Raw genomic sequence first — 26,555 nt, forward strand, 5'->3', positions numbered from 1 at the left:
ATGTCACAGTTTTACGAACTCATTAAACCCAAGACTCCTCGTCCACCTGTATGGCTACTTAGACAAGTAGGGCGTTATATGCCCCAATATAAAGAACTCAAAGGCTCCCGAACATTGAAAGAATTGTTTCATGATACTGAAGCTATTGTTGAGGCGACCCTTCTAGGTCCAGAATTATTGCAAGTGGATGCTGCTATTCTTTTTGCTGACATTCTTTCTATATTGGACGGCTTTGCAATTCCTTATGATTTCTCTCCTGGGCCTAAAATTGATTTTTCTCCTCAGAAACAATACTTATTCACACAGCATCCCGAAGAACATTTCTCTTATCTTTTAGAAGCTATCCGCTGTCTTGTTCAACGTTTATCTGTGCCTCTCATTATTTTTGCTGCTTCTCCGTTTACACTAGCTAACTACCTGCTAGATGGAGGAAATACAAAAGACTCCCCCAAGACAATGGCATTTCTATACCAATATCCTGAAAAATTTGATTCTCTTTTATCGCAACTGGCCTCAGCTACAATCTCTTACTTAAAAGCACAAATTCAAGCAGGAGCTGCTGCTATTCAACTATTTGAATCCTCCAGTTTGCGACTCCCCTCAGCACTATTTTCTCGTTACATCACTAGACCTAATACCCGACTGATTTCTCAAATAAAGCAAGAAATCTCTGCTCCTATTAGTCTGTTTTGCCGATGCTTTTATGAAAATTTCATTGATCTATACACTACGGGAGCAGATACCTTACACCCCGATTATCACGTGGACCTTGCTCATCTTTATGCTACTCTACCGCAGCCAGGCTCTCTACAAGGGAATTTAGATCCTGCTCTTCTTCTTCTCTCTCAAGATAAACTTCTCCGTTATGTTGAACGATACCTTATTCCTTTAAAATCACAACCTCATTACATTTTCAACTTAGGACATGGTATCCTCCCTGAAACCCCTTTAGAAAACGTCCAAGCTATGTTATTATGTTTAACCTCAACTTTAAATTCTTAGAAGGTCTTCATCAACCGGCACCTAGATATACTAGCTATCCTACTGTTTTAGAATGGGAAGATTCGGATACACAACCTGCTTATCAAGCTTTTCGTCTTCTCCAACAAGATGATCAGCCTTTATCCTTATATTTTCATATTCCTTTTTGCCAATCTATGTGTCTGTATTGTGGATGTTCTGTTGTACTTAACCGCCGTGAAGATATCGTAGAACAGTATATTGATACCTTGATCCAAGAAATGGAATTGATCTATTCTCTCCTTGGGAAGAGGAGGGTATCTCGTATCCATTTTGGAGGAGGAACACCTAGTCGTCTGTCTCGTAAGCTTTTTGATAAGCTCTTCTCTGCCATTCATCGCCTGTTCAATCTTTCAGAAGCACAAGAAATTGCTATTGAATTTGATCCCCGTTCTTTAAGGGACGACCAAGATAAACCCCAATTTCTTCAGTCTTTAGGATTTAACCGAGTCAGCTTAGGAATACAAGATACCAATCCCTCTGTTCAAGAAGCTGTGCGCCGACGCCAAAGTCACCAAGAGTCATTGCAAGCTTATGAAAAATTCCGTCAACTAAATTTTGAAAGTATTAATATCGACTTAATTTACGGGCTTCCAAAACAAACAAAAGCAACCTTTGCGCAAACAATTTCTGATATTTTGCACATGCGTCCAGATCGTTTGGCTCTATTTTCTTTTGCTTTTGTCCCTTGGGCGAAACCTCATCAAAAAGCTATCAAACAAGTCTCTTTACCATCTATGGAAGAAAAATTTGCAATATACTCTCATGCAAGGCACACATTAATAAAAGCAGGATATCAAGCAGTCGGTTTAGATCATTTTTCTCTTCCTGAAGACCCTCTAAGCATTGCCTTTAACAACAAAACATTAATCCGCAATTTCCAGGGCTATTCTCTACCTCCTGAGGAAGACTTAATAGGATTAGGAATCACTGCGACAAGTTTCATCCGAGGGATCTATTTACAAAATACAAAGACATTGCAATCTTATCATGAGAAGATAGCCGCAGGCTCTCTAGCAACAAGTAAAAGTAAGATCCTATCTGAAGATGATAAAATCCGAAAATGGGTAATCCATAAGTTAATGTGTACATTCCATGTATCCAAAGAAGAGTTTTTTAATCTCCATGGCCATCATTTTGATACTTACTTCTCTGCAAGCCATGAGAGGATCTCTAGTATGGCATCCACAGGCCTCTTACACAATAGCTCATCATCCATAACTGTAACTCCTTTAGGAGAAATATTTGTCCGAGTTATTGCTACAGCCTTCGATAATTATTTTCTAAAATCCACATCTTCAATTCCCAAGTTTTCAGGATCAATATGAGAAAAATCCTTATCATAGGTGCAGGAATTTCAGGATTATCCACAGCCTGGTGGCTGAAACAAAAATTCCCAAATACCGAATGCCTTATTCTGGAGAAATCTCCTCAACCAGGAGGATTACTACATACCAAATATCATGATGATTTTGCTTTAGATTTAGGGCCTAAAGGATTTCTGACCCAAGGGGAAGGTAAATACACTCTAAGACTAATTCAAGAATTGGGACTATACCCTCTGCTTGTAACTAGCAACAAAACAGCGAAAACGCGATTCATTCATTACAAGGGAAAAACCAGAAAAATTTCTTTATGGACCCTAATGAAAGAAGGGTTACCTCTAGCGATAGTTAAAGATTTGTTTGCCTCTCGATACTATAAAGATAGTTCCGTAAGGGAGTTTTTACAACGACATAGTACGAAATCTCTTGTTCATCATATCTTTAATCCCATTGTTCTAGCTACCCGCGCAGGGCATAGCCACCTTCTTTCTGCCCACATGGCCTTTCCTTCTCTTTCTCAATACGAAGCACAAACAGGTTCCCTACTACGAAGCTATCTCAAAAAATCCTCAACAAAAATTAAGCAAGAGCCCTACCTTGCCTCATTAAAACCTAATTTTGGTGTTCTTATCGATACACTAGTAAAAAAACTATCTGTAACATGGAGATTCTCCTCTCCCGTGACTAAAATCGAATGTTCATCTTCTTCAGTTACTATCAGCACAGAAAAAGAAACTTTTTCTGGAGACCTAGCTATTTATACAGGTCCATTATCCTTACTTCCCCGACTTATCAATATCCGAGGAATATCTCATCTTGCTAAAAAAACTATTTCTTTGGATCTCTCATGTATAACTTTAGGATGGAAAACACAACGACCAAATCTACCTAAAGGATACGGCATGTTATTTTCTGATGAGCCCCCCCTATTAGGAATAATTTTTAATTCCCAAGTTTTCCCAGAACAACTCCCCGAGAAAACTGTTCTTTCTCTACTTCTAGAAAACCGTTGGCATGAAGAAGATGCTTATGCTTTTTCCCTAGCAGCAATTTCTGAGTATCTCCATATCACACATAAACCCGATGTCTTCTCATTATTTTCTCCAGAAGAAGGTCTACCTCAACATTGTGTAGGATTTTTGGAAATGAAAAACCAAATTCTCCCCTACATCCCTCAAAATCTAAAGATTGTTGGGCAAAATTTTTCAGGGCCCGGAGTTAACCGATGTGTTGCATCAGCCTATCATACTGTTGCTGCCCTCTGTAACGAGAAAACGCTCACAAAGGGCTACTGTCTTCATTAACATTTCCCCGACATATTCTCTACGCAAAGAATGGTTTAACAAACGCTTTTCAATGTGTTCTAAAAGATGGTGTATCAAAAGATTTCTTTCCTGTAGTCTTTCATACACATAAGCTAAACCTATTACCCAACGCATCTCCATTGAAATACGAACACAAGAATCTTCAATAAAAGTCAACTGTGGGTGATTAGGAACAGTCCAATCTTGCTTAACCTCTTCAAAAACTTCTTTAGCTCGCGTAGTCTCTCCTAAAGCAAGATAGGCATTTGCGAGATCTAACTTCACTGTATAATATATGTATGCCCAAGGTTTCGCATTTTCTCCAGACAAAGTAATTTCGGAAAATTCCTGCAATGCCCTTGTCAGCCAACTAATTTTTCTCATTAAAGTATCCTCTGCGCAACTTTGGAAATAATAGGCGGCAGGCAATAATGAAGAATTAGGGAAAAAGTCAGAAAATGCAGATAAATGCGTCAAAGCTTGTTCATTCTTTGAAAAATATTCCTGAACGTCATAAGCAAGTAGGTATAACCGATCTCCAAAAGGACGTAGGGACAAATGCTCACAATAGCGCCTTAACTCTTCTTGATTACAGGAGGACCTTGTTAACGCCCATACCCAACGGATAACAGATTGTAAAGAAGAACATTCTGAAGAAAATACCTGAGATAAAGCATCTCCAGATACAGAATCGCTGCTATATAAAGCATAAAAACAACACAAAGCAATTTCTTCTAAAGACTCAGGATGAGTCAAAGATATATCCCTAGTATGCTCTACTGGTAACTTCCCTCCGCGAAAATCTAACCAGAATGTTAATGCTCGACGAAAATCAGAATCTCGTATGGTATCTTGAATTTTTTCAAAATACTCTTGCTCAGCATGCACAAGCTGTAGATCAATAAGAGAAAGTATAGGATGCGAATGGCAAATGGGGTACCTCTTTATCATATCGTAAATACAATGATAATAAATGTCCGAAAGAGAAACATGTTGATCACGATGTAACATTGTACAAACTTTAACAAAAGGAGATAGAGAAGCGTCCTCACGTTTTAAAAATGATGAAGTAATTGATTTCACAATATTGTGATACGCAAAAGAAAAAGATGAACGAGAGAGAAATTCTTCACACAATGTAGATTTCCCTTGCAGAGCGTAGGTAAGAAACAAACCCAAACCTGCTTCCTGACGATTCCAACCTTTATATGCTTTGAGGAAAAAATCTTCAGCCTCACTATATTGCTTATGTAGGCAATGAATACAACCAAGATACTCATATACTCTTGCTAAAGTAACTCCTAATTTTACAGCATACTTTAAAATCGATAAGAAGATTTCTTGTGATTTTTCATAATCCTGTTTTTCATAATGATAACTAGCAAGGAAAAAACTATACTCGGGGAAATATGGATGATTTGAAAGAAAAACTTTTTCTCCTGCACAGAGCAATTTACGAATTGCTTCGAAATTTTTATTTTGATAATGAATTTCTAATAAAGAAAAATATCCGTAACACAATAATGTTGATTGTAAATAATTCCCATGATCGATGAGTACCTCTAACTCATGAATTGCCTGTTTTTGATCCCAGGGAAGTGTATATAAAGCATGCGCTAAAAGAACAACGTCAACTTCATTAGCTCGATTGACTTCTCCTTGAGATATTCTCAATACCAAACTCTCTATAGATTGCACGTAATCCTTTTCCGCACGACAATAAGATAGCAATAACGATGCACACAATTCTATGTCATCTCGAGATTTCTCTAACTGTAAAGCGAGGATCGTCTTATTTAAAAAAAATCTCTCCGTAGCAAGGATATCAGGATGAGGGCTGCAAACCCCTGCTTCTATACTCTCCTTTAATTGATGACACAATCGTAAGGCTTCATCATAGTCACCTCGTTCCTTCGCCAAAAGAACCTCTTGTTTTCGATCATCATAACTACTGTGCAAAGTCATATTGTACAACTGAAGTAGAAGATGATCTTCTAATGTGGCTTGAAAATTATTAACATCATGTAATCTCGCTGTTAGTTCCCTTAGAGGAACTCCATCAGGGTTGAGCTTTTGCCATGAAAGACGTATAGAAGATTTAATCTGATAAGGCATAGAAGCAACAGAAAGTAATTTCTTCAAAATCTCTGCGCTAGCTGTATGATTCTCTTGTTTTATTCTTATTTGAACATAATCCCGAACTAAAAATGCAATGGTCTCCCAATCTCTCAGAGATAGTTCTGTTTTATCTTCAATAATACGATCTACAAATTTAGAAAAAACTTCATCACACGCTTTTCCTGATTTTAATGCTGTGTGTACATCAGCACAATAATGACCAAACGGGAGCTTCTGAGGTGGGGTAGCACAAACACTCAGAAATCCCACAACTAAAATACAACAACTCTGAACAAAACGTATGAATAAGGCGCAATAGATTTTCATCGAAATTGATTTACCATAGCCTCGAAGAGAAGTAAAAACAAAATAAGTGTATTAAAAAATAAATCCTATGCAAATATCAAAAAACTAGAAAAGATTGATGCTACCAAAAAATTACAATCACCAATACCTCAAGCACCGAAACTACCACATAACACTCCCTTTACCTAGAACTTAAAATTACCTGCATGAAAAAAGATAAGTAGAGTCTTTTTAAAATAACATATTGATAAACAAAGAACTATATGTCGTATAAAAATCTATCGAGGATTGTCCTTATTGTTTTCTCTAAAAAAAATGTTGCATGAATTTGAACAAACAAACTAATTAAAAATTAAAACAAGTAAAAATAGTTTAAAACTACAACTAGAGGACGCTTTTCATGGCGCTAAAAGATACGGCAAAAAAAATGAGAGATCTGTTGGAAAGTATCCAACATGACTTAGATAAAGCCGAAAAAGGAAATAAAGCAGCGGCTCAGCGAGTTCGTACAGACTCTATCAAATTAGAAAAAATTGCAAAGCTATATCGAAAAGAATCAATCAAAGCTGAAAAAGCTGGTTTGATGAAACGTAAACCTGCAATTAAAAAGACTGCTGCTAAAAAACCAATAAAAACTACTGCTAAAAAAACAGCAGCAAAAGCAAAACCAAAAATAAGGACCTCAGCTAAAAAAGCTCCTGTAAAAGCAAAAGGGAAAAAAGGTTCTAAATCCCATCTCCTAAGAAAATAATTTCTCCCCCATCTTGGTTTTGAGAGGGTAATTATAATTTTGTTACAATTATCCTCTTTTTTATGTAAATCATTCAAAGTATTATCATCGTCTTTCTACAATCTAGTTTAACTTAAGTATAAATCTATATTTTCATAGCGTAATTTTCTCTCGATATGTAGTAATATCATTGACTTTGGAGTTTGCTATGGCCACACAAGTCAATTGTAAACATTTTCCTGTTTGCGGGGGATGCTCCTCTCCACAATCTGATTATCAAAATTCTCTAAAAGTAAAAGAGCAACTTCTTCATCAGTTATTTGCTCCTATCTTCCCGGATAAAGATATTCTTCCTATCATTCCTTGTGAGCCCCTCTTAAGGGGAAGAAACAAAATGGAATTTTCTTTTTACCAGACCTATGATGGAGAAAAAAGCTTAGGATTCATTACTCCCACCAAACCTAAAAAAGGCATTCCCATTACAGAATGTCTAATGATCCATAAAGATGCTATGGATGTCCTCCAGTTAACACGATCGTGGTGGGAAGCTTATCCCGAACTCCAAGCATACTACCCCCCACTAAATAAAGGATCATTATGCACTCTAACAGTACGCATTGGAGGCCCTGAGCACCATCTTATGGTTATTCTTACTACATCTGCAAGGAAGGAGTACGCTGTAGATAGGGCAATCATAGAAAAATGGAAATACTCTCTTATAACCTCTTCTCTACCCATAACATCTATCATCTGGGAAGAAAAATTTAGTGAAAAAAACACACCAACGTATTTCCTCTCCCATCTTCTCTATGGAAATGCTTTTATTACACAAAAACTAACATTACCTAAGGATGGAAATTCAGCAACTTTTCACATATATCCCCGAAGCTTTTTTCAACCTCAAAGTCTTCAAAATGCAAAAATCATCGAAGTTATTAAGGAATTTATAAAACCTCAAGGCCAAGAAACCATATTAGATCTCTATTGTGGAGCAGGAACCATAGGGATTATGCTTTCTGCCTATGTAAAAAAAGTTATTGGTGTAGAAATTGTTCCTGACGCTATAGACTCAGCAAAAGAAAATATCATTGTAAATGATAGAAAATCTCGTGTCGAAGTTTATCTAGAAGATGTAAAAACTTTTTGCAAACGCCAACAAGATAAACTCCCTCCTGATATTGCCATCATTGATCCTCCCCGCTGTGGTTTGCAAAATAAAACTCTTAAGTATCTTTTAAGAATTGCACCAAAAAAACTTGTTTATGTCTCTTGTAACCCCAAAATACAATTTCAAGAGTGTCGTTATTTAATAGCTGAGGGATACTCAATAAAAAAAATGCAACCCATCGATCAATTTCCTCACTCTCCTCATCTAGAAAATATTATTTTACTAGAAAGAGAAGACCCCTAGGAAAAGCATTGAACGTACCCTCCCTAATGTGTTAACCTTCTCTCTGGATTAATCGAAGTATAGGTGGTTGAATGTTAGCTCGTGTATGCATGTTTTTGCTATTTATCAGCAGTTGTTCTTCTCTCTTAGCAAATGAAGATAGTGCTTCTGGAAGGAATACCTTTGCTCAACCTGCTATCATGCTAGGAATTGCTATTTTATTCTTCTACTTCATTTTATGGCGCCCTGAACAAAAACGTAAAAAAGCCATGGAAAAACGAAGAAATGAGCTTGCCCGTGGGGATAAGGTCACAGCTATGGGTATTGTGGGCACCATTGATGAAATTCGTGAACATACCGTAGTTCTTAATATTGCCTCAGGGAAAATTGAAATATTAAAAGCTGCTATTTCCGAAGTATTAAAACCAGACGGAACTAAAGGATAATCTTTAAAATACAAAGAGTTGCCTTCTGCTATCCACAAGAGATCTACATTGATTTTTTATAAGCCAAGTTATAACTTGACCCTATAAGCTATTCATAAAATCGGGGATTCTCACGATCATGGCTTGGCTTCCAGGTCTATATTTTGTTGGTATTGCAAGTGTAATCTTTTCTATTATAGGCTTGATGCTTTCTGGAATTATTCTCATTGCTCGGAAGCTTCTTATCAAAAAGTGCCCTTGTAAACTAAAAATCAATAATGATGATTCTTTAACAAAAACAGTAAATAGCGGAAGTGTTCTTTTATCCTCACTCTTAGATTCAGGTATAGCTATACCTTCTCCTTGTGGGGGTAAAGCAACTTGCAAACAATGCAAGGTAAAAATTGTAAAAAATGCTGATTCTCCTTTAGAAACAGATCTTGCTACTTTTTCTAAAAAGCAAATAGAACAAGGATGGCGTCTTGCCTGTCAAACTAAAGTTCAACACGATTTAAGTTTAGAAATTGAAGAACGCTACCTACATGCTTCCTCTTGGGAAGGTACAGTAATTTCTAACAACAATGTAGCTACATTTATTAAAGAACTTATTGTTTCCATTGATCCTAATCATCCTATCCCATTTAAGCCTGGGGGATATTTACAAATCAGTGTACCTCCATACCAAACACAAACTTCAGATTGGAAACAAACTATGGATCCCCAATACTACAATGATTGGGAGAAATTCCATTTATTTAACACAACTATTAATAATAGTTCTTTAGAACCAAATTCTGCAAATAAGGCTTATTCATTAGCCTCATATCCTGCAGAGCTTCCTTTAATTAAATTTAATATACGTATTGCTACTCCTCCTATAATTAACGATGCTCCTAACCCCAATATTCCTTGGGGGATATGCTCATCTTACATTTTTTCTTTGAAACCTGGTGATAAAATTACAGTATCAGGTCCCTATGGGGAATCTTTTATGCAAGATAATGCTCGTCCTTTAATTTTTCTTATTGGAGGTGCAGGATCCTCGTTTGGAAGAAGTCATATTTTAGATCTATTATTAGATAAACACTCACAAAGAGAAATCACACTTTGGTATGGGGCTCGTTCTTTAAAAGAAAATATTTACCAAGAAGAATATGAAAATCTAGATAAAAAGTTTCCTAACTTTCATTATCATTTAGTTTTATCAGAACCCCTTCCTGAAGATATTGCCTCTGGTTGGCCAAAAAATGATCCTGAAAAAACAAATTTCTTATATCGAGCTTTTGAGCTTGGGCAGTTAAGTAAGCTAAGCAACCCTGAAGATTACTTATATTATGTATGTGGCCCACCGTTGCATAACAGTAGCATTTTGAAACTTTTAGATAATTATGGAGTTGAGCGCTCTTCAATTATTCTTGATGATTTTGGTAGTTAACCCTTATATATAAGCTAAGAAGGCTTTCTTGTTACTTTTTGTATGCTCTCGTAATAAGAAAGCCTTTGTCTTTTACCGGGAAATATATCTAAATACATGTTCCCTTCGTACGTATTAAGCATATGAAATCTTCTCACCCATAGATAAAAAGCTTAACTTCTGAGTTCGGAATGGTATCAGGTGTACCCCTTTTTCCATTATCACCAAGCAAACTTTTGTAACGTAAATTCACGCATACTAATAGACGTGTAAGGACGTCTTTATCGCAACTTACATTGATCGTTTTATTTCAACTAAAAAGCCTATAGGGCTTTTTATATGATAAAAACCAAGTCAATGGACTTATTAGTATTGGTTAGCTAAACACATTACTGTGCGTACACACCCAACCTATCAACCACGTAGTCTACATGGAGTCTCATAGGGATACCTTATCTTAAGGGAGGCTTGGCATTTAGATGCTTTCAATGCTTATCCTTTCCGAACGTAGCTACTCGGCTATGCTTTTGGCAAAACAACCGACACACCATTGGTTCGTCCATTCCGGTCCTCTCGTACTAGGAACAGCTCCTCTCAAGTATCCTGCGCCCACAAAGGATAGAGACCAAACTGTCTCACGACGTTTTGAACCCAGCTCGCGTACCGCTTTAATTGGCGAACAGCCAAACCCTTGGGACCTTCTCCAGCCCCAGGATGCGATGAGCCGACATCGAGGTGCCAAACCGCCACGTCGATATGAACTCTTGGTGGCGATCAGCCTGTTATCCCCGGAGTACCTTTTATCCGTTAAGCGACGGCGATTCCACTTTCCACCGCCGGATCACTAAGCCCGACTTTCGTCTCTGCTTGACTTGTAGGTCTTGCAGTCAACCTATCTTATACCTTTACGCTCTACTCGTGATTGCCAACCACGATGAAATAAGCTTTGGGCTCCTCCGTTACTTTTTAGGAGGATACCGCCCCAGTAAAACTGCCCGTCTGGCAATGTCCATCTTCCAGATTCATGGAATAATGTTAGATTCCCAATCTATTAAGACCAGTATTTCAACGGCGACTCCCACCTCCCTGACGAGAGATGTTCATAGTCTCCTGGCTATGCTACACATAACAAATCAAAAATCAATACCAAAGTACAGTAAAGGTTCACGGGGTCTTTTCGTCCTTTTGCGGGTAAACAGCATCTTCACTGCTACTACAATTTCACCGAGTCTTTCGTTGAGACAGTGCCCAGATCGTTACACCATTCGTGCAGGTCGGAACTTACCCGACAAGGAATTTCGCTACCTTAGCACCGTTATAGTTACGGCGGCCATTCACCAGGGCTTGGGTTCAATGCTTCGCCTTGCGGCTGACATATCCCTTTAACCTTTTGGCATTGGGCAGGCGTCACACCATATACTTCCCCTTAGAGGTTTGCATAGTGCTGTGTTTTTGTTAAACAGTCGCCTGGGCCATTTCTCTGCGGCCCCCCGGGGCTCATGCAGTAAATGCAATCACCCTAGGAGGCTCCCCTTATTCCGAAGTTACGGGGATAATTTGCCGAGTTCCTTAACGAAAGTTATCTCGCGCGCCTTAGAATATTCATCTCGCCCACCTGTGTCGGTTTAGGTACGGTCACCATCAACAGCTAGAAATTATTTCTTGAAAGCCTCGCGCCACACTATCAGTTCCTCCGAAGATTTCCCTTAACCACAACCTGATTTCTTGCTAGCGGATTTGCCTACTAACCAATCTCATTGTGATACGGACATTTCCAATCGTCCGCGTGCTTAACTTACTCCGTCATTCCATTGCTATAGTTTTAGGTGGTACAGGAATATTTAACCTGTTACTCCATCGTCTACGCATTTGTGCCTCGACTTAGGGGCCGACTAACCCAGGGAAGACGAGCTTGACCCTGGAAACCTTGGGCTTACGGCGAGGAAGATTTTCACTTCCTTTATCGTTACTTATGCCATGGATCTTCACTAGTATCCGCTCCAGCACTCCTTACGGTATACCTTCGCAGCTGAATACTACGCTCTCCTATCGCGTATATTTAAAATATACACCCGCGATGTCGGTTTTATGTTTGAGCCCCGATTATTATTGACGCAATAATTCTCGATTGGTGAGCTGTTACGCACTCTTTAAATGATTGCTGCCTCTAAGCCAACATTCCAACTGTCTTAGAATCATCACTTCCTTACTCACTTAACATAAAATTTGGGACCTTAATCGGCGGTCTGGGCTGTTCCCCTCTCGACAACGAAGCTTAGCCCCCGCTGTCTATCTCCCGGACTCACTTTTGGTATTCGGAGTTTGATTTCCGTTGGTAAGCCGGTAGGCCCCCGCTAGAATTCAGTGCTCTACCCCCAAAAGCTTAATATCCGAGGCTAACCCTAAAGTTATTTCGGAGAGAACAAGATATCTCCAAGTTTGATTGGCCTTTCACCCCTATTCACAACTCATCCAAACATTTTTCAACATGTACTGGTTCGGTCCTCCACATAGTCTTACCCATGCTTCAACCTGGTCATAAATAGCTCACTTGGTTTCGTGTCTAAATCAAACGACTAAACGCTCTATTAAAACTCGCTTTCGCTTCGGCTCCAGAATGTAAATCCTTTAACCTCGCCGTTTAACTTAACTCCCTGGCTCATCATGCAAAAGGCACGCCGTCAACCATTGCTCCCGAAGAAGCTATAGGTCTTCGACCGCTTATAAGCTACTGGTTTCAGGTTCTATTTCACTCCCTTAACAAGGGTTCTTTTCACCTTTCCTTCACAGTACTGGTTCACTATAGGTCATTGGCTAGTATTTAGACTTGGAGAGTGGTCTCCCCAGATTCAAACTAGGTTTCCCGTGTCTAGTTCTACTCAGGTATCGAATAGGGTCTCTTGTTTTTTCGTCTACGGGACTATCACCCTGTATCGTTCAACTTTCCAGAAATATTCGACTAAAACTTAAGATCCCATATTATCGACCCTACAACCCCATATTAAAAATATGGTTTGGTCTGTTCCCCTTTCGCTCGCCGCTACAGAGGGAATCTCGTTGATTTCTTTTCCTCCGCTTACTAAGATGTCTCAGTTCAGCGGGTGTCGCTTTGCATACCTATGTATTCAGTATGCAATGATAGATGATTAATCTATCGGGTTGCCCCATTCGGAGACCTCCGGGTCATAGCTTTATACCAGCTCACCGAAGATTACTGCAGGTAAACGCATCCTTCATCGCCTGCCAATGCCAAGGCATCCACCAATAGCTCTTAATAACTTGGTCTGTAAATTATTGATCCATGCAAGTTAACTCTTAACTAAAGACATATATCCTTAAACGTCTATTATTATATGTGAATTATACTTGTTACCATTATTTACAATAACACTTGATTAACTAAATGTCTCGAAAACAAACGCTTAACAATGCAAAAGAAATAGAATACAAACTTTTAAATGCCTGCCCAACCTAGTCTAGCTATCCTAAGACAGCTATCCTTATCCTTAAAAGGAGGTGATCCAGCCCCACCTTCCGGTAGGGCTACCTTGTTACGACTTCATCCCAGTCATCAGCCTCACCTTGGGCGCCTCTCTCCTTTGCAGGTTGAGTCAACGACTTAAGGCAAAACCAACTCCCATGATGTGACGGGCGGTGTGTACAAGGCCCGGGAACGTATTCACGGCGTTATAGCTGACACGCCATTACTAGCAATTCCGACTTCATGTAGTCGAGTTGCAGACTACAATCCGAACTGGGGCCAGCTTTAAGGATTTGCTCCACCTCACGGTCTTGCTACCTTCTGTACTGGCCATTGTAGCACGTGTGTAGCCCTGGGCATAAGGGCCATGCTGACTTGACGTCATCCTCGCCTTCCTCCTGGTTAACCCAGGCAGTCTCGTTAGAGTTCCCACCCAAAGTGCTGGCAACTAACGATAAGGGTTGCGCTCGTTGCGGGACTTAACCCAACACCTCACGGCACGAGCTGACGACAGCCATGCAGCACCTGTGTATCCGTCCTTTCGGAAAACGACATTTCTGCCGCGATCGTATACATGTCAAGCCCAGGTAAGGTTCTTCGCGTTGCATCGAATTAAACCACATGCTCCACTGCTTGTGCGGGCCCCCGTCAATTCTTTTGAGTTTCACCCTTGCGAGTGTACTCCTCAGGCGGCATACTTAACGCGTTAGCTACGACACGGATAGGGTTGAGACTATCCACATCAAGTATGCATCGTTTACGGCAAGGACTACCAGGGTATCTAATCCTGTTTGCTCCCCTTGCTTTCGCGCCTTAGCGTCAGGTGTAAATTAGAAAAGCGCCTTCGCCACTAGTGTTCTTCCACATATCTACGCATTTCACCGCTACACGTGGAATTCCCTTTTCTCCATCTACCCTCTAGAAAGATAGTATTAGATGCTGACTTAGGGTTGAGCCCTAAGATTTAACATCTAACTTTCCTTTCCGCCTACACGCCCTTTACGCCCAATAAATCCGATTAACGCTAGCACCCTCCGTATTACCGCAGCTGCTGGCACGGAGTTAGCCGGTGCTTCTTTACCTGGTACGCTCAAATCAATTGGATATTAGCCAATTTTTCTTATTCCCAAGCGAAAGTGCTTTACAACCCTAGAGCCTTCATCACACACGCGGCGTCGCTTCGTCAGACTTTCGTCCATTGCGAAAGATTCTCGACTGCAGCCTTCCGTAGAAGTCTGGGCAGTGTCTCAGTCCCAGTGTTGGCGATCAATCTCTCAATCCGCCTAGACGTCAAAGCCTTGGTAGGCCATTACCCCACCAACAAGCTGATATCCCATAAACTCTCCCTTAACCGAAAGGTCCGAAGATCCCCTTCTTTAATATGCTTTAGATGCCTAAACATACCACATTCGGTATTAGCGGCCGTTTCCAGCCGTTATTCCCAAGTTAAGGACAAATTATCTATGTATTACTAACCCTTCCGCCACTAAATAATACAGAAGTATTATTCCGTTCGACTTGCATGCCTCATCCACGCCGCCAGCGTTCAATCTGAACCAAGATCAAATTCTCAGAAAAAATAAATCTTAAAAATTAACGGATTTTTAAAATCCAAAACAAGCATTTATACTGGCCTGCATTCTATCTCATTTGCATTGTTAAGAAGGAAGCTTAACTAAACTTCCATTTTCTTGCTCACATCGAAGTGTGGACTCTTTCTTCTTTTCGTGATTCTCAAAAAAGAAGAAATCAACATCTTATAAAAAGCCTATTTTTTGCACAACCCATTTCGCATCATTTTTTTTAGATCAGAAAATTCAATTAAGGAAATATTCAGCTTCTGAATATGTTTTGAGCGAGAAAATAAACACTGCATTCTTTTCCCTATTTTTTTGTTTTTGATCGATTTACGGTTTAAAATTCCTATATTTTGTCAGTGTAAAAAAATTTTTGCTTTTTAACCGCTATTTTGCTCCTTCATTAGACAGGGTTCCCTATATATCCCATAGAATTTCCCAGCACTTAAATAGAAAACCGAATTATTTGTTTATGGACATTGAGAACTAATAATTTTAGGGATTTGGCAAGGGAGCTCGTGCTTTATATTTTAGAGATGGGGTTTGTAAAAATAATCCTCAATAATGGAAGAAGCTATCTTTGAATGATGGATTTTCTCTTGTTTATCGTACTATCTTGCTTATGTTCAGGTTTTATCTTGGATAAATATTATTTTCGGGATAATATTTTGTGCTTTATGGCGAATGTAGCTCAGTTGGTTAGAGCGTCGGATTGTGGTTCCGAAGGTCGCGGGTTCAAGCCCCGTCATTCGCCCATGTTTATCTTCTTTGTTTCTTTTTGCCGTTCTTGCTATAACCAGTATTAGAATAAAGTTTCACCTCACTTAAAACTTAGTGTTTATTCATGGCGAAAGAACAGAAAAAGTCTAAATGTTCCCTATGGCCTTCAATATCTTGTACAGTAAAAGCTAGTGCTTATTTATTTTTAGCTTGTTTCTCAGGACTAAGCTTATGGAGTTTTCACAATAACCAACCATGTACTCAGAATTGGATTGGTTTATTAGGTTGGTCACTAAGTTCTTTTCTATTATATAGCTTTGGAATAGCTTCTTTTCTGATCCCTCTATATTTTTTGTGGCTATCCTTCTTAAATTTTAAAAATACTCCAGCGAGAATTCAGCATCGTAAAGCGCTTGCATTTGCATCTATTCCTGTCTGCTCTTCGATACTTCTATCTATGTTGTCTCCCGTACAAACTCTTCCTCAATTTTTAGACTCGCGTCTTCCTAAAATAATTCTGGGGATGAATCCTCCGGTTTCTTATTTAGGGGGTATTCCTTTTTATATTCTTTATTCTGGTCAATCTTTTTGCTTAAAGCATTTGATTGGTTCTGTGGGTACAGCACTGATTTTTTCTTTTGTTCTCTTTTTTTCTGTTTTCTATCTTTGCGGAGGAATCGTCTTAATTAAAAAAAAAATACTGCAAAGATTTCTCAAAAACAAATTACATTCTTTTCGTCATTTCTGCAAAATCTCCTTAAAAAAACTCTTAAATAAGCAAAATTATCTCCCTAAACCCTCACTTAAGGTGCCTTCTTCTGCGCCTACAAAAACGCATTTACGTTCATTTCCTATACCTACAGTATCTTTGCCCATTAAGAAAAATGAGCAAATGAATTATCAAAACTCTTCTAATCCTGAGGATTCAGCAACATTTTTATTAACCCCTCACCCTCAAAAACGCGTTTTACCTCCTACAAATAGAATTCAGTTTCCTTCATCAGAATCAAAAATTCTAGTGTTGCCAAAATCCTCACATTCAAAAGTTATTCAACCTTCTTCTCCTTCACCTGTCTTAGAAGGGAAGAAATCTGAATTACCTCAATATCACTTATTGAGTAAGAGCGATAATATCAAACCCGAAACTCTTCTTGAGGAACTTCAGAAAAAAGCTGTTCTTTTGCAACAGACGCTAGAAAGTTTTGGGATCGAGGCAGTAATAGGGAATATTTCTTTTGGTCCAACACTAGCGGCATTTGAGGTTCAACCTAATACAGGAGTAAAGGTTCAGAAAATCAAAGCTTTAGAAAACGATATCGCTTTAAATTTACAAGCCTCGAGCATTCGAATTATTGCACCGATTCCAGGCAAAGCTGCTGTAGGAATTGAAATTCCTAATCCTTATCCTCAACCTGTAAATTTTCGTGATTTACTAGAAGATTATCAAAAACACCATCGTAAGCTACAGATTCCTCTTTTGCTTGGGAAAAAGGCAAATGGGGAGAATTTTTTAGCAGATTTAGCCACAATGCCTCATTTAATTATTGCTGGGACTACTGGCTCAGGAAAATCTGTGTGTATTAACACAATTGTCATGTCATTAATTATGACATCACTCCCTTCGGATATTAAATTAGTGATTGTCGACCCTAAAAAAGTAGAATTAACAGGCTATTCCCAACTTCCTCATATGCTAACCCCAGTCATTACAGAGGCTCGTGATGCCTATAGTGCTTTAAATTGGTTAGTGAAAGAAATGGAATTACGTTATGAAATTTTAAGATTTTTAGGGTTACGTAATATTCAAGCTTTTAATTCTCGTGAACGCAATTTAGAAATAGAAGCTTCCTATGATAAAGAAATCCCTGATAAAATGCCTTTTATTGTTGGGATAATTGATGAATTAGCTGATCTTTTGCTTTCTTCTTCTCAAGATATTGAAACTCCTATTATTCGACTAGCTCAAATGGCGCGAGCTGTGGGTATTCATTTAATTTTAGCTACACAACGTCCTTCTCGAGACGTGATTACGGGTTTAATTAAAGCAAATTTCCCTTCTCGTATTGCATTTAAGGTTGCAAATAAGGTCAATAGTCAAATTATCATTGATGAACCCGGAGCTGAAAATCTCATGGGGAATGGGGACATGTTAGTTGTTTCTCCTTCTTCATTTGGGGCTATTCGTCTACAAGGAGCCTATATTTGTGATGAAGATATTAATAAGGTTGTTAAAGATCTTTGCTCTCGTTTCCCTACAAAATACGTAATCCCTTCATTTGATACTTATGAAAATATGGTTAATGTTGATAGTGAGGAAAGGGATCCTTTGTATAATCAAGCAAAAAACTTAGTTCTTCAGACAGGGAACGCTTCTACTACCTTCTTACAACGGAAATTAAAAATTGGCTATGCTCGAGCTGCGAGCTTAATAGATCAACTTGAAGAAGCAAGAATTATCGGCCCTTCAGAAGGTGCCAAGCCCCGCCAAGTATTAATACAAATGCCTCCACAAGAAGGATAGCTATGGAAGGTTTTTTTTCCTTAGCCTCAAGTTCCAGGGGAAATTGTGCATATCTAGGAACAGAATCTTGTAAGATTCTGATAGATCTGGGAATTAGCAAGCAAACAGTCACTCGGAATCTTCTCTCTATGAACATTCATCCTGAAGATATTCAGGCTATTTTTGTTTCTCACGAGCATTCTGACCATATTTCTGGAATTAAAAGTTTTGTTAGAACATATAATACGCCAATTATTTGCAACTTGGAAACAGCTCGTAGTTTATGTCAGGTTCTAGATATTCATCCGACATTTAAAATTTTCTCTACGGGATCGAAATTTTCTTTTTATGATTTGCATATTCAAACCTTTAACGTCCCTCATGATGCTAAAGATCCTGTAGGTTTTATTTTTCATTATCATCAAGAAAAACTAGGGTTTTGTACTGATTTGGGTTGGATAACTTCATGGATTATTCATGAGCTCTATGATTGTGATTATCTATTTATAGAGTCCAACCATGATCCTGAACTGGTACGACAATCTTCACGTCCGGATATTTATAAAAAACGTGTGTTAAGCAAATTAGGTCATATTTCAAATCAAGAGTGTGGCACCTTATTACAAAAAATTCTTACCAATAGGATAAAGAAGGTGTATTTAGCCCACCTTTCTAGTGAATCGAATTCACCTGAACTTGCGTTATCTACAGTATGTTCTTCCATAGAAAGTATGACACCAATAGTTCCCGTAGTTGCGGAAAAACATGAAGTATCCGATCCCCTTTACTTTAATAGATCTTTAGCAAATGTATGAAAGTAATGTCTTCTTCAAACGAAACTATTTATGTTTCTCTGAGTCATCACTGGCAAGAAAGCTGTCCTTATACAGTACAGCGAGCATGTCAGCTACTCAATTTTCAATTTCTTCCCTCTCTTACTTTTAAGGATTGGCAAGTAGAGGAACGTGTACGTAAATTATGCCGTAAGGCACAGAAAAAACATTTAGTTTCTCCTATCGCTAAATGGTTAGGAGAGTTGCATAAGCACGACTTAATTATGCCTTCTATGCCTCCGGTTGCCATATGTTGGATTAATTCCTACATTGGTTATGGAGTCTTTGCTCGCGAGAGGATCCCGGCGTGGGCATACATTGGTGAGTACACAGGGATAGTTCGCTATCGTCAAGCCATTTGGCTAGATGAAAACGACTATTGTTTTCGTTATCCTCTTTCCTCTGGATTATGGAAATACTTCACTATTGACAGTGGTTATCAAGGAAACTTTACACGTTTCATTAATCACAGCGATAAACCTAATGTTGAAGCTATCGGAGCTTTCCAAGGCGGATTATTCCATATTATTATACGTACTATACAGACTATAGAAGCTGGAGAGGAACTATGTTATCATTACGGTCCTCTATATTGGAAGCACCGAAAAAAACGTTCAGAATTTGTTCCTGAAGAGGAGTAGATCCTTAGCTTTGCTCATAGGTTCCCATTAACTCTGCAGTTTCCAAAATATGTCCTTCCATAGCTTCGAGCAGCTGATCTTTAGTTACGTTCTCTTCTTCTGATAGAATAATATCCAAAGCATAGAGATAAAAAAAGTAACGATGTTTTCTATCTGGAGGGCAGGGGCCTTGATAACCTATACTTCCTGATGTATTCAACCCTTGAATAGCGAAAATATTCGCACCTTCAGCTAGATTGGTTATAGAGGGGGAAAGATTATATACAATCCAATGTATCCATAAGCCATCTTCTCTTATGTTTCTAGGAACATCAGGATCTTCAACGAGTAGTGCCAAGCTTTTTGTCTCTGAGGGCACTTCACTAAATATTAGGGGAGGAGAAATATCTAGTCCTTGGCACGTATATTTCCGCGGAATTGGTTGGCCATAAGAAAATTCTGGTGAAAGTAATTGCATAATGCGCCTCCAATAAGCATCGCGTTTTTAATTTTACAAAATATCAGGCTGAGATTCTTCATTCAAGATAAGAAGAGTAACTTTTTCATCTGCTTCTAATTTCCCTTATTTCGGTAGCTTATATTTACGGACTTTTACACATTATTACTGAAATGAATTACGTGTTGTAAGCCAAGTATAAACAAGTTATGAAATACATATGCTGTTCATGAATCGTTCACGAACAGCATATTTTCTTATTAAAAAGCTAGCTAGTGTTTATCTGAGAAAATCTTTAGGCAACTTGCATGACCATATCTAGAAGTTCTGGCCATCTTTCCCCTTGAACAATGGAAGAAACGACCTCTTCATCTAGGTGGAGAGAAAGAGAGAAGTTTTTAATATCCTCGTCACTGATTATTCCCTGTGCTGCCGCTTGGGAAAATACTTCTTTCAACTCATTTAGAAACATATTCCAAATCCAATCACGCCCTTGCATTTTCTTCATTCCTTCAATTAATGAGGAATTTTCAGCTACAAACTTTAATAGAGCCAGAGGATGCAATTCTTTAATACGATTCAAAGCTGTCTTAATTTCAGCTTGAGACATAGCCAAAGATAACGAAGACTTTTCGGAAGCAGCAGATACCACAAAGGAGATATCTTTTTTATCTTGCTCCGTTACTTGATCTCCATACTTCTTAAAATTCATTTGCACTTGAGATGTTTTCTTTTTGTTACCGCGTCGGGAAAATAATCTCCGCGACCGGGAAGGCCTATTTTCATTTTCTTGAAGTGTAACAGATTTTTGATTTATGTCCTGCGAGTTTTTTGGGAACTGCTTGGATCCATAAGGGTTCAAGCAGCAACTACTCAAACTCAAGAGCAACAATAAACTACTAAAACCATACTTATAGATAGACTTTTTCATTTCCTTACTAAAAATAAAATTAAAAGTTAAACTATTATAACATAAATGAATTAAAAAAATAATATACATTTAATAGTTATAATTAAGAGGCTTAACAAAATAACATATTCTTTATAAGGAATTGAAATCAGGAGATTTTAGTGTTAAAAAAAAGTTAAGAAACCATAGTAATTAAGTTCCATTCTGAGAATCCCCCAATATCTTCTCCAGGAGGGGAAACCCCTCCTAAGAAATCACTTGGTATATTTAGCGCTGTACAGTTTCTACTCCACAGTCTCTTTCTAACTTAAGGAGAGAAACTTGCTGATTTGTTTCTAACACATCTTTTATTAGGGCAATTAAAGCGATAGAGTTTAGAACTACCATACCGATAAATCCTGTATCTGCAAGTCCCCAAATTAAACGCATGTCTATTACTCCGCCTAAAGGAGTGATCATAACGTAAAGGAACTTTAACCATAAATTTGCTCGTTTCCCTGGGATCATATAAGCCAAACTCTTCTCGGCGCAAGCGAACCAAGTTAGTATTGTTGTGTAGCCGAATAAGGTCATAGCGATAATAACAATACCGCCTCCTAAAGAACCCAGACTACTTGTAAATGCATGTAGAACCATAAGAGTTCCTTCACGACCTGATGTATATGCCCCAGAGACGAGAAGAACCAACATCGTAATTGAACAAACAGTAGAAACAATCAGAGGAGGTAATAATGTAACTAATCCGTCCATAACGGGATTATTACTTCGTGAATCTGACTGTAGAATAGAAACCATACCGCTGCCACAATCTGTAGCCATGATTGCTCGACTCATCCCTGTAGAAAGAACTTGTGTCAGTGTATAGCCACTGAGTCCTGCAACAGTAGCTTTAACTCCAAATGCAGAAGATAGTATCAATTTCACTGCGGGGAAAATTTGTGCACTATTCTGGGCAAGAATAATGAAACAAGAGATGATATAAAAGCCTGCTATAAATGGAATCGCTTTTGCTGAGAACCGCAAAATACGATGATTCCCACCGATGAGGACGGGGACAACTATCAATGCTATGAGTATGCCAAGGACAATTTTGATAAACGTATTATCACTACATAAAGGCACTATGCAATTGATTTGCACACAATTTCCTGCTGAAAATGCTGTTATTATCGTGAATATACAGAACAAGCTTGCTAGGAATTTACTTCCCATACCATAGGCTAAACAAGCTGCGGGACCGCCAATAAACTCGCCCACCCGATTATGAAACTTACGGTACTTCACTCCTAGAAATGATCCTGAGTACTGGACAATTGCTCCTAGAAGTGTTCCTACCCACACCCACACTAAAGCTCCTGGTCCTCCACAAGCAATTGCTACTGCCATACCTGCAATATTTCCGGTTCCGAAATTACCAGCTAAAATGCCTGCGACTACCTCATAACGAGATACCTGCCCTTCACCACAAGAAGACTGCTTATTGCTCACCATAAGTTTAAATCCAAGTTTTAAACCGGTAAACTGAAGGCATCGCAATTTCCATGTTAGCAATCCGCCAAGAAATATAATTATGGGGAAAATGCCGATCGAAATAAAACAACTATTAAATTTTTCTAAAAAATACAACATGCTCTCTCCGCTTGTAGGCTACTCACTTTTTATTTTTTTAAGGAAGGTATCTTCTTTAAGTACTGGCTTCTTCCTTTAAGACTCTGGGGAAAGGGAACCCTGTAATTTGGGGAGCTTTAAGAAAGTTGCATTACTATTTCCGCAAGCTCCGGTTGCCTTTCCCCTGAAAAAAGGGTGGAGGCACGGGTGCTCCCGGTGTAAGTTGATGCAGAGGCAGATATGGATACGGAAATAGAAAACTCCTGTTCAATTAGATACTCTGAGGGAACAGGATTTAACTTATGGGATGAGTTAGATGAACAAAGTATAGAATTTCCTACTAAAGAAGCGCAGAAATGTGTTTCGATGGAGGACGGTAGTACCTCCTCTACTCTACCCACTTCTCTATTCTTTAAATATTTAGGAAACACTGGTTACCAAACTCTTATCAAATACTAAAGGGACACACACGATGTGTGTATTCCTTAAGTATAAACTATACTAGATTTAATTGATAATCTTTCTCATCATTTTAATAAACAAGACCTCGGTTATGTTTGAAAAGATGAGTTAATTACTCAATTAATTTTTAAAACAAATTCAAAAACGTCTCTTGAGTTTCTCGGGTTGATTTGTTATTGGTCATTTTGTTATCAACATGGGGTTTAGTTGAGCTCTTGAATAATGAAATATAGATTACGAGGGGACCTTATGCTAAAAATCTTTACAATGCAGAGCGTATATTTGCTATGCTGTCTTTTAAGTGTACCCTCTATTTCTTATGGAGCTTCAACTTCATCTTTAATGCTAGCGTCTCCCTCTAGCAAAGCAAAAATAGGTTCGGACGCATGGATAGAAGCTAAGTTACGTCAGTATCCCGAATTATTATGGCTTGCAGAGCCCTCTGTAGCTTTAAACAATTCTCCTTCTATCTCCAAATCGAATTATTCCCTATCTTTATTTGAAAAGAAAATTCCTACTCTTGATATTGCTATACGTAGTCTGATTTATCTACATTTATTCATCCAAGGATCACGGCAATCTTATGGACAGTTTTGCCAATTACAGTCTCCCGAAGACTGCTTATCATTTAAGCAATTTCAAACTATCCACAAACAATTAATTCTTTTTTTCAATGCGCCAAAACACTTTGACAACACCTTAAAAATCTTAGAAACCGCTATTGTTTTAAGGCATATAGGATGCTCAGCAAAAGCCGTTGCTATTTTCAAACCCTATTTCTCTGAGTCTTGCATTAATTCATTTTATTTCAAAGCTCTGCATGTATTGCAGGCATTTCCAGAGCTCAGCCCTTCGTTTTCTCGACTTTCACCTGAACAGAAAGAAGTATTTTTATCTCTACGGCATCTAACAGATTACTACTCTCTATTTAATCTTACAACGGCACCAGATACTCGTCTTCTTGCTACGGGGAGAACGAAGCGTCCTTTAGTTATTTTAGATCTATATCTTCATGCTTTAGACGTATGTGGAGAAAAGAAATGTTCTCAGGAATTATACCATAATTTTGTCCCTCTTCTATCTATGTTACAACAACATGCTACTATAGAAGAGGCTTTCTCTCGTTATTTTACCTATCGTGCTAATCGCCTAGGTTTTGAAGGTTCTTCAAAACATGACATGGTCTTAGTCCGTCTCGCAACCCTGATGGAACTATCTCCTTCAGAGGCGGCATCCTTGGCTTTAACTTTTAAACATCTCCCCCCTGAGGAAGCAGAAAGTTTAATTAATAGTTTTTATACTGCCCAAGGAGAACATATTCCTCTGACTATTCGTGGTTTACCCAATCTTGTCTCTGGATTGCTACAAGCTGGTCAAGGGACAGCGACAACGACTCCTGAAAGTCGTTTGCGTCAAGTTTATGCTACAGCATTGTCTTTACTTATAAAAAGTTTGAAAGTACATAAAGAAATGCTTAAAAAGCATCTTCTTGATGAAGCAACTATTTTAGATTTCTCACAGACTTCAGGTTCTTGTGGTGGGCTAGATATTTTTTCAGAGAACGTTGCTGTTCGTGTACATTTAAATGGTTCTGTAAGCATTGCTTTATAGAAAACGCTTATATTTGTGTAAATAGATTGGCCATTTCTAAAGCTGTTTGCATTCCAGATATTCCTAAATGAGTTCCTCCATTCTTTCCGGCACGTTTCCAAGCTAATTCTTTTGAGGGTGCAGTAATTATAGAGAACGTGATTGGCAAACAATACTCCACTGATAACTCACTAATTCTTGCTGCTACTTGATCTGCGATATGTTCATAGTGCGTCGTTTCTCCTTTAATTAAAACGCCGCAAGCAACTAGAGCTCCATAAGAGACACCTGAGGTAAGAAGCTTCTTCAATGCACATGGGATTTCAAAAGCTCCAGGAACACGTACTATTGTTAAAGCATCTTGAGAACCGCCAAAATCCAGAAATGCTTGCTGAGCCCCCAGAACTAATGTATCAGCAATTGGTTCATGAAAACAAGAACCTACAATAGCTATCCGTAAATCTCTTGCTGAAGCGAAACCTTTATATACATTCATATCCCTTCCTAGCGATGATTTCATGATAAGGGGACATCCAACCAATGTCCTAAACGTTCTTTTTTTGTTCGCAAATAGCACTCATTATCTTCCGACATATGTATGGGCAAAGCAATACGATCAACTATCTTTAAACCGAATCCTTGCAAACCATAATATTTATGAGGGTTATGGGTGATCAATCTGATCGTTGTTAAACCCAAATCAAATAGAATCTGTGCTCCCACTCCATATTCTCTAGAATCTACAGGGAAGCCCAACTCTAAATTAGCATCTACGGTGTCATATCCACAGTCTTGTAAGGCATAAGCACGAACTTTATGCCCCAAGCCGATACCTCGACCTTCTTGCCCACGAAGATAAACAATAACTCCCTGCTCTTCACGAGAAATGAATTCCATGGCTAATTTCAACTGCTTCCCACAATCACATCGAGAGGATCCCAAAATATCTCCTGTAAGACACTCGGAATGCACACGAACAAGAACATCTTGCTTTCCTCTGATATCACCTTTTACCAAGGCAATGTGTTGCACGCCATCCAATATAGATTCGTAGACATGAATGTTGAACTCTCCATATTCTGTAGGCAAACGCGCAGAAGAAACTAGTTTGATTAGTCTTTCGGATAACATGCGATATGCGATTAAATCTGCTACAGAAATCACGGAAAAGTTGTGTTTCCTAGCAAATTCTAGAATCTGAGGCAGACGCATCATAGTATGATCTTCATTGACAAGCTCAGCCAGGACTCCACAAGGTTGCATATGAGATAAACGCATGAGGTCAAGAGCTGCTTCTGTATGTCCTGCTCTCTTTAGTACCCCGCCAGAAGCACTTGCTAAGGGGAAAAAATGACCAGGGCGCACAAAATCTTCAGGACGACTATGAGGACTTGATAACAATTCAACTGTACGCGTCCTATCTGCTGCTGATACCCCTGTTGTAATACCTCTTGCAGCATCAACTGATAAAGTAAAAGGAGTATTATAACGACACTGATTGTTAGAAATTAGAGGGATATCTAGTTGCTGCAGACGATCATTATCTAGAGCAGCACAAACAATACCTGTGGTATGTTGTAGAAGAAACGTCATCTTTTCAACGGTGATTTTCTCACCGGCGATTACTAAATCGCCTTCATTTTCTCTATCTGCTTCATCAACAACAATAACAAACTTACCTTCAGCAATATCTTCTAATGCTTGCTCTATAGAATCAAAGCACCCCTCCTCTGCCAAATTATCAGGCTTTACCATGAAAGATCCT

17 protein-coding genes, 1 tRNA gene and 3 rRNA genes are annotated in these 26,555 nt (G+C 38.6%); 12 read left to right on the forward strand and 9 right to left on the reverse strand.

Annotated features, from left to right (window positions below; genetic code table 11):
* The 3 genes from hemE to RT28_RS03140 are packed head-to-tail and all read left to right on the forward strand — an operon-like array spanning position 1 to position 3,649.
* A complete protein-coding gene (hemE, locus tag RT28_RS03130) occupies positions 1 to 1,002 on the forward strand; it encodes a uroporphyrinogen decarboxylase (protein ID WP_020359139.1) in 1,002 nt (333 codons plus the stop codon).
* Positions 975 to 2,348 (forward strand): oxygen-independent coproporphyrinogen III oxidase, encoded by a 1,374-nt coding sequence (hemN, locus tag RT28_RS03135; protein ID WP_038500846.1) that lies wholly within the window; start codon positions 975 to 977, stop codon positions 2,346 to 2,348. The genes hemE and hemN overlap by 28 nt, the downstream gene beginning before the upstream one ends.
* On the forward strand, positions 2,345 to 3,649 hold the full coding sequence (locus RT28_RS03140; protein WP_038500849.1) for a protoporphyrinogen oxidase: 1,305 nt from the start codon (positions 2,345 to 2,347) through the stop codon (positions 3,647 to 3,649). The genes hemN and RT28_RS03140 overlap by 4 nt, the downstream gene beginning before the upstream one ends.
* Here RT28_RS03140 and RT28_RS03145 read toward each other — a convergent pair.
* Positions 3,581 to 6,094 (reverse strand): tetratricopeptide repeat protein, encoded by a 2,514-nt coding sequence (locus RT28_RS03145; protein WP_038500853.1) that lies wholly within the window; start codon positions 6,092 to 6,094, stop codon positions 3,581 to 3,583. The two genes, RT28_RS03140 and RT28_RS03145, sit on opposite strands and share 69 nt — an antisense overlap.
* 379 nt (positions 6,095 to 6,473) lie before the next feature.
* Between RT28_RS03145 and hctA the strand changes: the two genes are divergently transcribed.
* The 4 genes from hctA to nqrF all read left to right on the forward strand — a co-directional run bounded on the left by hctA (position 6,474) and on the right by nqrF (position 10,053).
* Positions 6,474 to 6,824, forward strand: a complete 351-nt coding sequence (hctA, locus tag RT28_RS03150; RefSeq protein ID WP_020356567.1) for a histone H1-like protein HctA — start codon at positions 6,474 to 6,476, stop codon at positions 6,822 to 6,824.
* Positions 6,825 to 7,011: 187 nt separating this feature from the next.
* The gene (rlmD, locus tag RT28_RS03155) at positions 7,012 to 8,214 is read left to right on the forward strand and encodes a 23S rRNA (uracil(1939)-C(5))-methyltransferase RlmD (protein ID WP_038500856.1); all 1,203 of its coding nucleotides are present in this window, start codon (positions 7,012 to 7,014) and stop codon (positions 8,212 to 8,214) included.
* Between the two features lie 71 nt (positions 8,215 to 8,285).
* Positions 8,286 to 8,639 (forward strand): preprotein translocase subunit YajC, encoded by a 354-nt coding sequence (yajC, locus tag RT28_RS03160; RefSeq protein WP_020356569.1) that lies wholly within the window; start codon positions 8,286 to 8,288, stop codon positions 8,637 to 8,639.
* 118 nt (positions 8,640 to 8,757) lie between these two features.
* On the forward strand, positions 8,758 to 10,053 hold the full coding sequence (gene nqrF, locus RT28_RS03165; protein WP_038500859.1) for an NADH:ubiquinone reductase (Na(+)-transporting) subunit F: 1,296 nt from the start codon (positions 8,758 to 8,760) through the stop codon (positions 10,051 to 10,053).
* A gap of 102 nt (positions 10,054 to 10,155) precedes the next feature.
* Here nqrF and rrf read toward each other — a convergent pair.
* The 3 genes from rrf to RT28_RS03180 all read right to left on the reverse strand — a co-directional run bounded on the left by rrf (position 10,156) and on the right by RT28_RS03180 (position 15,091).
* Positions 10,156 to 10,261 (reverse strand): 5S ribosomal RNA (gene rrf / locus RT28_RS03170).
* Positions 10,262 to 10,377: 116 nt separating this feature from the next.
* Positions 10,378 to 13,317, reverse strand: a 23S ribosomal RNA gene (locus tag RT28_RS03175).
* A gap of 224 nt (positions 13,318 to 13,541) precedes the next feature.
* Positions 13,542 to 15,091 (reverse strand): 16S ribosomal RNA (locus RT28_RS03180).
* The 16S, 23S and 5S rRNA genes sit together here, the layout of an rRNA operon.
* 679 nt (positions 15,092 to 15,770) lie before the next feature.
* Here RT28_RS03180 and RT28_RS03185 point away from each other — a divergent pair.
* The 4 genes from RT28_RS03185 to RT28_RS03200 all read left to right on the forward strand — a co-directional run bounded on the left by RT28_RS03185 (position 15,771) and on the right by RT28_RS03200 (position 19,784).
* Positions 15,771 to 15,844 (forward strand) — tRNA-His (locus tag RT28_RS03185).
* Between the two features lie 90 nt (positions 15,845 to 15,934).
* Positions 15,935 to 18,331, forward strand: a complete 2,397-nt coding sequence (locus RT28_RS03190) for an FtsK/SpoIIIE family DNA translocase (protein ID WP_038500862.1) — start codon at positions 15,935 to 15,937, stop codon at positions 18,329 to 18,331.
* A 2-nt stretch (positions 18,332 to 18,333) separates the two neighbouring features.
* Positions 18,334 to 19,125 carry an MBL fold metallo-hydrolase gene (locus RT28_RS03195; RefSeq protein ID WP_020355577.1) on the forward strand — a complete coding sequence of 264 codons (792 nt, stop codon included), beginning with the start codon at positions 18,334 to 18,336 and terminating at the stop codon, positions 19,123 to 19,125.
* A complete protein-coding gene (locus RT28_RS03200) occupies positions 19,122 to 19,784 on the forward strand; it encodes an SET domain-containing protein (RefSeq protein WP_020359141.1) in 663 nt (220 codons plus the stop codon). Before RT28_RS03195 ends, RT28_RS03200 begins: the two co-directional genes overlap by 4 nt.
* A 4-nt stretch (positions 19,785 to 19,788) precedes the next feature.
* On the opposite strand, the gene RT28_RS03205 is transcribed toward RT28_RS03200, so the two are convergent.
* From RT28_RS03205 to RT28_RS03215, 3 genes are all read right to left on the reverse strand, one after another.
* Positions 19,789 to 20,241 (reverse strand): YbhB/YbcL family Raf kinase inhibitor-like protein, encoded by a 453-nt coding sequence (locus tag RT28_RS03205; protein WP_020355579.1) that lies wholly within the window; start codon positions 20,239 to 20,241, stop codon positions 19,789 to 19,791.
* A 274-nt stretch (positions 20,242 to 20,515) separates the two neighbouring features.
* Positions 20,516 to 21,151, reverse strand: coding sequence for a DUF8085 domain-containing protein (locus RT28_RS03210; protein ID WP_035392678.1), 636 nt, complete (start codon positions 21,149 to 21,151; stop codon positions 20,516 to 20,518).
* 246 nt (positions 21,152 to 21,397) lie between these two features.
* On the reverse strand, positions 21,398 to 22,759 hold the full coding sequence (locus RT28_RS03215) for an alanine/glycine:cation symporter family protein (RefSeq protein ID WP_035392679.1): 1,362 nt from the start codon (positions 22,757 to 22,759) through the stop codon (positions 21,398 to 21,400).
* A gap of 690 nt (positions 22,760 to 23,449) precedes the next feature.
* Here RT28_RS03215 and RT28_RS03225 point away from each other — a divergent pair.
* Positions 23,450 to 24,811, forward strand: coding sequence for a hypothetical protein (locus RT28_RS03225; RefSeq protein ID WP_020355584.1), 1,362 nt, complete (start codon positions 23,450 to 23,452; stop codon positions 24,809 to 24,811).
* Positions 24,812 to 24,818: 7 nt separating this feature from the next.
* On the opposite strand, the gene ribH is transcribed toward RT28_RS03225, so the two are convergent.
* Both ribH and RT28_RS03235 read right to left on the reverse strand, forming a co-directional pair.
* A complete protein-coding gene (gene ribH / locus RT28_RS03230) occupies positions 24,819 to 25,286 on the reverse strand; it encodes a 6,7-dimethyl-8-ribityllumazine synthase (protein ID WP_038501311.1) in 468 nt (155 codons plus the stop codon).
* A 20-nt stretch (positions 25,287 to 25,306) separates the two neighbouring features.
* Positions 25,307 to 26,545, reverse strand: a complete 1,239-nt coding sequence (locus RT28_RS03235; protein WP_038500865.1) for a bifunctional 3,4-dihydroxy-2-butanone-4-phosphate synthase/GTP cyclohydrolase II — start codon at positions 26,543 to 26,545, stop codon at positions 25,307 to 25,309.
* Between the last annotated feature and the right edge of the window lie 10 nt (positions 26,546 to 26,555).

Origin of the sequence: Chlamydia avium 10DC88 (assembly GCF_000583875.1) — a bacterium.
In the GTDB taxonomy this organism is placed as follows: domain Bacteria; phylum Chlamydiota; class Chlamydiia; order Chlamydiales; family Chlamydiaceae; genus Chlamydia; species Chlamydia avium.